This window comes from Acidisphaera rubrifaciens HS-AP3 (assembly GCF_000964365.1).
GTDB lineage: Bacteria > Pseudomonadota > Alphaproteobacteria > Acetobacterales > Acetobacteraceae > Acidisphaera > Acidisphaera rubrifaciens.
The window spans coordinates 1-7764 of the sequence record NZ_BANB01000428.1 but is presented as its reverse complement, the minus strand read 5'-3'; the positions used below and the strand labels follow the sequence as shown (position 1 = coordinate 7764).

General features: G+C 68.8%; 11 protein-coding genes. 6 read left to right on the top strand and 5 right to left on the bottom strand.

What is annotated here, in order from left to right; all coding sequences use genetic code 11:
• From B8460_RS12485 to B8460_RS20990, 5 genes are all read left to right on the top strand, one after another.
• Nucleotides 1–309: TRAM domain-containing protein (locus B8460_RS12485; RefSeq protein WP_148360580.1), on the top strand; the 309-nt coding region annotated here is incomplete at its 5' end.
• A 25-nt stretch (nucleotides 310–334) separates the two neighbouring features.
• Nucleotides 335–1495 (top strand): PhoH family protein, encoded by a 1161-nt coding sequence (locus B8460_RS12480; RefSeq protein ID WP_084623597.1) that lies wholly within the window; start codon nucleotides 335–337, stop codon nucleotides 1493–1495.
• Between the two features lie 2 nt (nucleotides 1496–1497).
• Entirely contained in the window at nucleotides 1498–1983 is a 486-nt protein-coding gene (ybeY, locus tag B8460_RS12475; protein ID WP_084623595.1) for an rRNA maturation RNase YbeY, read from the top strand.
• Nucleotides 1980–2852, top strand: coding sequence for a hemolysin family protein (locus tag B8460_RS12470; RefSeq protein WP_048861927.1), 873 nt, complete (start codon nucleotides 1980–1982; stop codon nucleotides 2850–2852). The genes ybeY and B8460_RS12470 overlap by 4 nt, the downstream gene beginning before the upstream one ends.
• 193 nt (nucleotides 2853–3045) lie before the next feature.
• Nucleotides 3046–3921: a hypothetical protein gene (locus B8460_RS20990; RefSeq protein ID WP_148360579.1), complete on the top strand. Its 876-nt coding sequence runs from the start codon at nucleotides 3046–3048 to the stop codon at nucleotides 3919–3921.
• 41 nt (nucleotides 3922–3962) lie between these two features.
• Here B8460_RS20990 and B8460_RS12465 read toward each other — a convergent pair whose 3' ends face one another.
• From B8460_RS12465 to B8460_RS12450, 4 genes are all read right to left on the bottom strand, one after another.
• Nucleotides 3963–4835, bottom strand: coding sequence for an alpha/beta fold hydrolase (locus B8460_RS12465; RefSeq protein WP_048861926.1), 873 nt, complete (start codon nucleotides 4833–4835; stop codon nucleotides 3963–3965).
• Between the two features lie 5 nt (nucleotides 4836–4840).
• On the bottom strand, nucleotides 4841–5260 hold the full coding sequence (locus B8460_RS12460; protein ID WP_048861925.1) for a tellurite resistance TerB family protein: 420 nt from the start codon (nucleotides 5258–5260) through the stop codon (nucleotides 4841–4843).
• Between the two features lie 93 nt (nucleotides 5261–5353).
• Nucleotides 5354–6220 (bottom strand): CmcJ/NvfI family oxidoreductase, encoded by an 867-nt coding sequence (locus B8460_RS12455; protein WP_048861924.1) that lies wholly within the window; start codon nucleotides 6218–6220, stop codon nucleotides 5354–5356.
• Between the two features lie 37 nt (nucleotides 6221–6257).
• Entirely contained in the window at nucleotides 6258–6473 is a 216-nt protein-coding gene (locus B8460_RS12450) for a DUF1127 domain-containing protein (RefSeq protein ID WP_199445639.1), read from the bottom strand.
• Between the two features lie 111 nt (nucleotides 6474–6584).
• On the opposite strand from B8460_RS12450, the gene B8460_RS12445 reads away from it, so the two are divergent.
• Nucleotides 6585–7493, top strand: coding sequence for a transcriptional regulator GcvA (locus tag B8460_RS12445; protein WP_048861923.1), 909 nt, complete (start codon nucleotides 6585–6587; stop codon nucleotides 7491–7493).
• A gap of 2 nt (nucleotides 7494–7495) precedes the next feature.
• Here the strand turns inward: B8460_RS12445 and B8460_RS12440 are convergent.
• A partial coding sequence (locus B8460_RS12440; protein WP_048861922.1) for a helicase C-terminal domain-containing protein occupies nucleotides 7496–7764 on the bottom strand: 269 nt, incomplete at its 5' end.

Below are 7764 nucleotides of genomic sequence, written 5' to 3'. Positions count from 1 at the left end.
CCGCAGGTGCCCGCCGATGTCGCCGACGCGCGGCTGGCCGCGCTGCAGGCGTTGCTGCGGGCACAGCAGCACGCCTTCGCCGCCGCCTGCGTCGGGCGCACGCTGCCGGTGCTGGTGACCGGTCCCGGCCGGCATCCGGGACAGGCGGCCGGCCGCACCCCCTATCTTCAGCCCGTGCACCTGCCGGGCAGCCCCGACCTCGCCGGGCGCGTTCTGGACGTGAAGATCACGGCCGCGCACCCCAACTCACTGGCAGGCATCCCGGCGGACCTGCCGCCCGACACCGCCCCGGGAGCGCGGGCGGCCTGACCATCATGCAGGAGTGACAGGCGGCTTGACCCAGATCGCGACGGCCCGTCCCGACCCTTCCGCGCCTCCGCCGCCCGCCGTTTCCGGCCGGGTCCTCACCCTGCAGTTCAACGACAACACCAAGCTGCCGCTGCTGCTCGGCGACCACGACCGCCACCTGGTCCGCATCGAACAGGCGCTCGGCGTGCGGCTGTCCTGCCGGGGCAACCGTATCGCCATCGCCGGCGAGCCCGGCCGCGCCGAGGTCGCGGGCAACGTGCTGCGCAGCCTGTGGGCGCGGCTGGAGCGGGGGGAGGGGATCGGCCGCGGCGAGGTGGAGGCGGCGCTGCGTCTGGCCGATCCCGACGCCGATCCGGGACCCGATCCGCGCCTGCCGCTGTCGGACCTGCCGTCGATCCGCACCCGCCGCGGCGCGCTCGGGCCGCGCAGCGCCGGGCAGGCGGCCTATATCGACGCGCTGGCGTCGCACGAGATGGTGTTCGGCGTCGGTCCCGCCGGCACCGGCAAGACGTATCTCGCCGTCGCGCAGGCCGTGGCCATGCTGCAGAACGGCCGCGTGGATCGTATCGTGCTGTCCCGGCCGGCGGTGGAGGCGGGCGAGCGCCTCGGCTTCCTGCCCGGCGACATGAAGGAGAAGGTCGATCCCTATCTGCGCCCCCTGTACGACGCGCTGCACGACATGATGCCGGGCGAGCAGGTGATCCGCCGCCTCGGCAACGGCGAGATCGAGGTGGCGCCGCTCGCCTTCATGCGCGGCCGCACGCTGGCGCACAGCTTCGTCATCCTCGACGAGGCGCAGAACACGACGCCCGTGCAGATGAAGATGTTCCTCACCCGCATGGGCGAGGGCACCCGCATGGTGATCACCGGCGACCTCAGCCAGATCGACCTGCCGCCGGGCACGCGGTCCGGCCTCGCGGACGCGCTGGAGACGCTGGAGGGCCTGCCCGGCATCGGCGTGGTGCGCTTCGACCGGCGCGACGTGGTGCGCCATCCGCTGGTCGCGCGCATCGTCGATGCCTATGACCGGCGCACCGACGCCGCACGCGACCGCCGCGCCCGCCCGGCCGGGCGGCAGGAGGGGCCGGCGCCCGGGGACCCGACGGATGGGGACCCGACAGCCGGGGACCGGACGGGCGGGGATCGAACGGCCGAGGGGCGCAAGTCAGAGGGGCGGACCGGCTAGCGATGGACCCTTCCCCTAGTCCCGGCCCCGCCGGCGGGGTGTTCGCCGCCGGGGGGGACCCGACTGAGATCGACGTGGCCGTGGCCGATCCGGCATGGCGGCGCGTCGTGCGCGATGCCGAGGCGATCGCCCGCCGCGCCGCCGCCCTGCTGCCGGGCGAGGTGTGCGTCATCCTGACGTCGGACCGCGCGGTGCGGCGCCTCAACGCCGCCCATCGCGGGCGCAACAAGCCGACCAACGTGCTGACCTATGATCCGCCGGCCCCGGGACTGCCGGGCGAGATCTTCCTTGCTCGCGAGACCGTGCTGCGCGAGGCGCGCGCCGCCGGGCGGCGGCCGGGCGATCACCTCGCGCATCTGGTTATCCACGGGCGGCTGCATCTGGCGGGGCACGATCACGAACGGGCGGGCGACGCGCGGCGCATGGAGATGGCGGAGGCGCGGCTGCTGCACCGCATCGGCCGGCCCAACCCGTGGCGAGCGTCATGAGCGGCGCCGCCGCCCGCGCGCCCTGGGTCGGACGGCTGCGCACGCTGCTGCGCCGTCGCAGCCCCGAACAGAGCGTGCGCGAGAGCATCGCCGAACTGGTGCAGGAGGCGGCCGAGGCGCCGATGCTGCCCGGCGTCCTGCCCGAACTCGACCGGCACGAGCGCGCGCTGATCGCCAACGTGCTGCGCCTGCGCGAGACCAACGTGGACGACATCATGGTGCCCCGCGCTGACATCGTGGCCATGCGCCTCGACGTGACGCTGGAGCAGGCGCTGGAGCAGATACGGACGGAGGGGCATTCGCGCCTGCCGGTCTATCGCGACCAGCTCGATGACATCGCCGGCATGATCCACATCAAGGACGTGTTCGCCTATGTCGGCCAGCCGGAGGCGTTCTCGCTGGCCAAGCTGCTGCGCAAGCCGCTGATGGTCGCCCCGCAGATCCCGGTCGCCGACCTGCTGCTGCAGATGCGTCAGGCGCGGATGCATCTCGCGCTGGTGGTGGACGAGTACGGCGGCATCGACGGGCTGGTGACGATCGAGGACCTCGTGGAGACGATCGTCGGCGACATCAGCGACGAGCACGACGAGGTGATGGGCCCGATGCTGACGGAGCGGCCGGACGGCAGCTTCGACGTCAACGCCCGCCTGCCGGTCGCGGCGTTCGAGCAGCGTTTCGGCCAGGTCCTGACCGACGAGGAACGCGCCGCCGACATCGACACCGTCGGCGGCCTCGTCTTCACCCTCGCCGGCCGCGTCCCTGCCAAGGGCGAGATCGTCACCCACGAGGGCGGCGTGGAGTTCCTGATCCTGGACGCGGAGCCGCGCCGGATACGGCGGGTGCGGGTCCGGCGAGTCGGATCAACATAACAAGTGCGCACGTCTGACAACCGTGCGCCGACCTTGCCTGTATCCCTTACAATATCGATTGCGTAGTAGCTAAACCGGTGTGGCAATTCTCTTTAGTGTGATGGTAGCATCTTTTCGTCGAGATGACTACGACTTCTGAAGGTACCCGTTCAATGAACGGATTGGAAAGAAAGCAAGGGAGCCGCTAAGGGCCGTGACTACGCAAAATCAGTCCGTCTATAAAAATAGTAACAAACCATTGAAAAATAGGATACATAGCTTTCGCTTGCACTTTTCTATAAGTCAACAAACATTTGGATCAATCATTGGCGTCAGCGCTGGGGCTGTCGCCCATTATGAGGGGGGGGCCACGCCAAATCCCACAAACAAACAGGCGATCGAGAAATTGCTTGCCTCTAGTGAGGCGAGGATCAAAGAACTCATCAATGAACACGATCCCTATTACAGCGAAGAGAACGAAGATGGTGAAAGTGAAAATGACGGAAATGCAGATGACGGAAATGCTGATGAGGGAAATGCAGATGACGAAGCTGGTGACGATGATTTCGCTAGCTGGCTAACTTCTAGTCGACTAAAAAAGGGCCTCTCTATCCCAGAGCTGGCAAGTTTGGCCGGTGTTGCGATTCCAACGATTTACAACATTGAAAATCGAACTAGTCTTAATCCTCAGACTAGAACACGAGAAAAAATTGCGACGGCATTGCAAGTGAAGGTGCCTAGACCAGTATTGGACGAGCTAGACGAGCAAGAATCTGTAGTGGGTCTTGGTAAGCTTCAGGATTTTCCGCCTCACGTCGAGGCGGAATGGCCAAGCTGTCCCGGCGTCTACGTATTATACGATGTAAGCCAGCGCCCGATATACGTCGGAAAGTCATCAAATAGTATCGCGGCTCGGTTAAAAAGCCATGCTGATAGGTTTTGGTTCAAGAAACCAATAGTCGAATATGGCGCTTATATTGAAGTCAACGACAGAGACCTTTGCTTAAAGTTAGAGCAGGTTCTTATCAAGTTCCTTAAATCGAATGCCGTCATAAATAAGCAATCAGTTGAGACAGCTAAAGATACTTAGTCTGAATATGACTCTAAGTTTTGCAAGTTCAGGTGACACGACTACCTCAATACGCGGCCAAAGTGAGCACTAATCCCCCCCGCCGCCCGGTCCGGTGCCTCGCGGTGGGGGTAATGCCCCGCCCCCTCGAACGGCGCGTAATCCAGGTCCGCGAAGGTCTCGCCCAGCCGGTCCGTCCACTCGATCGGGAAGATCGCGTCGCCCGTCGTCCAGCGGACGCAGGTCGGCACGGTGATCGGGGGCAGGGGCGGGGCGTCGCCGCGCATCATGGCGATGCGGCCGGCATGGGCGGCGCGGTACCAGGCGAACCCGCCTTCGAGGTTGCCGGGCTTGAGGAAGTTGTCGACCCACGCTTCCAGCACGCCGTCGAACGCGTCCTTGCGGTGCGCCCAGTGCCGCAGGAAGTGGCCGATATAGGCGCGGCAGGTCTCGCGTGACGCGCCGACGAGGGACGGGGCGAACGGCATCTGGTTGAACGACTGATACCAGATCTCGCTTAGCCGGTCGGGCGTGCCCATCCGCGCGCCGATGCCGGGATAGACGAAGTTGAACAGGAACAGCCCGGCGAAACGTGCCGGCGCGCGGCGGGCCAGCGCCTGCACCACCGCGCCGCCCACGTCATGCCCGACCACGCCCACCGGTCCCGCGATGCCCAGCGCGTCCAGCATCGCCAGCATGTCCTGGGCATGGTCGTCCGCGCCCCATGGGCCGTCCGGCTTGTCGCTGTCGCCGAAGCCGCGCAGGTCGGGCGCGATCAGGGTGAAGCGGTCGGACAGCCGCTCCATCACCGGCGCCCAGGTCAGCCAGAACTCCGGCCAGCCATGCAGCAGCAGGATCGGCGGCCCGTCGCCGGCCAGGACGACGTGGAACCGCGCGTCGCGCGCCGCGACCGCCCGGTGCCTGAACCCGTCCACGCGGCTCAGGCCGTCTGGTAGCGGGCGCGCACGCCCCGTTCCAGCGCGGCGGCCACCAGCGGATCGAGATGCAGTTCGGTGCGGACGAAATCCAGCATCTGCAATGCCGTCTGCCCCACCGCGTGATCGGCGGCGATGACCTCGCAGGCGAGGGCATAGGCGGTCTCGCGCAGCCGGTCGCCGAGGGCGGCGCGGATCAGGCGGGCGGCCTGCGCCAGCCCGTCCTCCTGCCCCAGAAGCTCGGCCGCCATGCCGGTCGCGGATTGCAGCTGTTCGCTGGAAAATGTGTGAAAGACCGGCAAGGTCTGCACCAGCCCCGACATCACGCCGATCTCGCGGTCGCTCATGCGTCCGTCGGCGGCGGCGACCAGCACCATGGTGCAGACCAGCGCCTCCTGCGCGTCCAGTTCCCGTCGAGCCAGCATCCGACACTCTCCTCGTGCAGCGCCCCAACTTCCGCCGGGGCGCGGACGAGATCAAGCGCGACGGGCGGCCCCGCCGCCCCGCCGCCTCACCGCTCAGCCGAACAGCAGGGCGCGCAGCTCGATGCTCTGGCGGGGCGGCGCGTCGGCCGGCGCGGTCGGGTCGGCGAAGGCGGCATGGGGGACGAAGCGCGCCGTCCCGTCGGTCGCCGAGTCGTAGCATTTCAGCAGCAGCGCCTCGTAGGTGCCCATGTGCGGGGCGTAGTACCAGCGATGCGCGGGGTTGTGGCGCACCGCATAGGTCTCGCCCACCCGGTCGCGGAAGATCAGGTCGGACGGGATCAGATCGCCCGGCGCGACGCTGCGCGCATCGGCGACCGCGAGCGGCATGTCGATGGCCGGGCCCAGGATCGGGCGCCACAGGTTGACCAGCCGCACCCGCCCGCGCAGCAGCGTCTCCGCCTCGTCCGGCGGCAGCAGGTCGCGCACGCGCTTCGGGCCGGACGCCACGGTCTGATCGACATGCACCCGCGCCACCGGCTGGCGCGGCCCGTCGCCGCGGTCAGGCGCGCCGTCGATCCGGCGGCGCAGGGTGTGATCGAAGATCAGCACCCGCGCAGCCCCGGTCGCGGCGCGCAGGATCGCTTCGGATTCGGGATAATAGACGGCGCGGATCGCCGCCTCGTCGTCGAAGTCGCGCAGCGCGGTGGGACGGCGCACCAGGGCGAAGCCGGCGGTATCGAGCGTCATCCGCGACGCCACCGGCCGCACGTCATGGATGCGCACCCGTCGCTGATCGGCCACCACGTTGCTCATCGGGCCGCCGTCGGGCGGCTGGAAGGTGTAATTGAACGGCTTGGCCGCCATCGGCGCGATGAAGGTCAGCGTCGCCTCCACGTAGGAAGGGGCGCGCGGGGCGTCACGGTCGAGGGTGGCGGCGTCAAGGGCGAGGGCGGCGCTCATCGTCGGTCTCTCCGTCGGTGCGGATGCGGGTGCGGGATCAGTCGCGCCAGAACGGCTTGGCCAGTTCGCGTTCGACGTCCCAGCGGGTCAGCCGCGCGTCGCGCAGGTCCCGGTCGTCCAGCGTCGCCAGTTCGCGCCGGTCGCGCAGCCGTGTCCGCCATGCGGCGATCAGGTCGGCGAGCCCGTGATGCTCCGCGTGGGAGAGCTCCGCCGGCTGAGAATTCGTCAGGTGGTCGCGATTGACATAGGACATGACATCCCTCCTCGGGTTCGTCCGTCGTCCCTATTTGCGCGGCGTCCCTCGGCATGACAAAGGATGGTTTCTCACGCTTAATATGACACAATCTCATGTGAGAGGCGCGCTATGGACCTTCCCTCGCTGAACGGTCTGCGGGCGTTCGAGGCGGCGGCGCGGCTGCTGAGCTTCACCCGGGCCGCCGAGGAGCTGCACGTCACGCAGACGGCGATCAGCCACCAGATCAGCCGGCTGGAGGCGCAGCTCGGCACCAAGCTGTTCGCGCGCCGCAACCGGGCGATCGCCCTGACGCGCGCCGGGCAGGCGTATTACCCGCCGGTGCAGGCCGCGTTCATCGACCTGCGCCGGGCGACGGAACGGCTGCTGCGGTCGGGCGACGACGGCGGGATCACCGTCAGCACGACCGCGTCGCTGGCGACCAAATGGCTGGTCGCGCATGTCGCGGCGTTCCAGGAGGCCAATCCCGGCTCGCAGGTCCGCATCACCACCTCCACCGACCTGGTCGATTTCCGGCGTGACGACGTGGACATGGCGATACGCTACGGGCGCGGCGTCTGGCCGGGCGTGCGGGCGGACTGGCTGATGGCCGAGGAGATTTTCCCGGTCTGCGCGCCCGCGTTGCGGGACGGATCGCCGCCGCTGCGCGTCCCGGCCGACCTCGCCGCGCACACGCTGCTGCACAGCACGCTCGCGCGCGAGGACTGGCAGCTCTGGCTGACGGCGGCGGGATTGCCGGCCTCGCTCGCGACGCGGCGCGGGCTGACCTTCGATCACAGCTTCATGGCCATCCAGGCCGCGATCGAGGGGCTGGGCGTCGCCCTCGGGCGGTCGCATCTGGTCGAGGCCGACCTGGCGGCCGGCCGTCTCGTCGCGCCGTTCGACGTCGTGCTGCCGGCGGATGCCGGGTACTATGTCGTGGCGCCGGTCGCGACGGCGGACATGCCGGCCATCGCGCGCTTCCGCGACTGGCTGATCGCCGCGGCGACGCCCGGCGCGTTGTCGCGGACGCCGGCCTGACGTCAGGGGGCGAGGAAGTCGCGCGTCGCCGCCACCGCGTCCGCCAGCCCCATCCGCTGCACCGCGACGCCGGGCGGGAAGGCGCCGAGCAGGCGCGTCGGCGTCTGCCGGTCGAGCAGGACGAACACGCCGCGGTCGCCCGCCCGGCGGATCAGCCGGCCGAACGCCTGCCGCAGCCGCAGCCGCGCGATGCGGTCGTCGTAGCCCTTGGGATCGCCGCCCGAGAGATGCACCCGCCGCTCGCGGTGCAGGATGTCGGGCCGTGCCCAGG

Coding starts and splice junctions, on each gene's coding strand:
- ybeY (WP_084623595.1), top strand. CDS start 1,498: ATGGACCCTTCCCCTAGTCCCGGCCCCGCCGGCGGGGTGTTCGCCGCC.
- B8460_RS12470 (WP_048861927.1), top strand. CDS start 1,980: ATGAGCGGCGCCGCCGCCCGCGCGCCCTGGGTCGGACGGCTGCGCACG.
- B8460_RS12460 (WP_048861925.1), bottom strand. CDS start 5,260: ATGCTGGCTCGACGGGAACTGGACGCGCAGGAGGCGCTGGTCTGCACC.
- B8460_RS12455 (WP_048861924.1), bottom strand. CDS start 6,220: ATGAGCGCCGCCCTCGCCCTTGACGCCGCCACCCTCGACCGTGACGCC.
- B8460_RS12450 (WP_199445639.1), bottom strand. CDS start 6,473: ATGTCCTATGTCAATCGCGACCACCTGACGAATTCTCAGCCGGCGGAG.
- B8460_RS12445 (WP_048861923.1), top strand. CDS start 6,585: ATGGACCTTCCCTCGCTGAACGGTCTGCGGGCGTTCGAGGCGGCGGCG.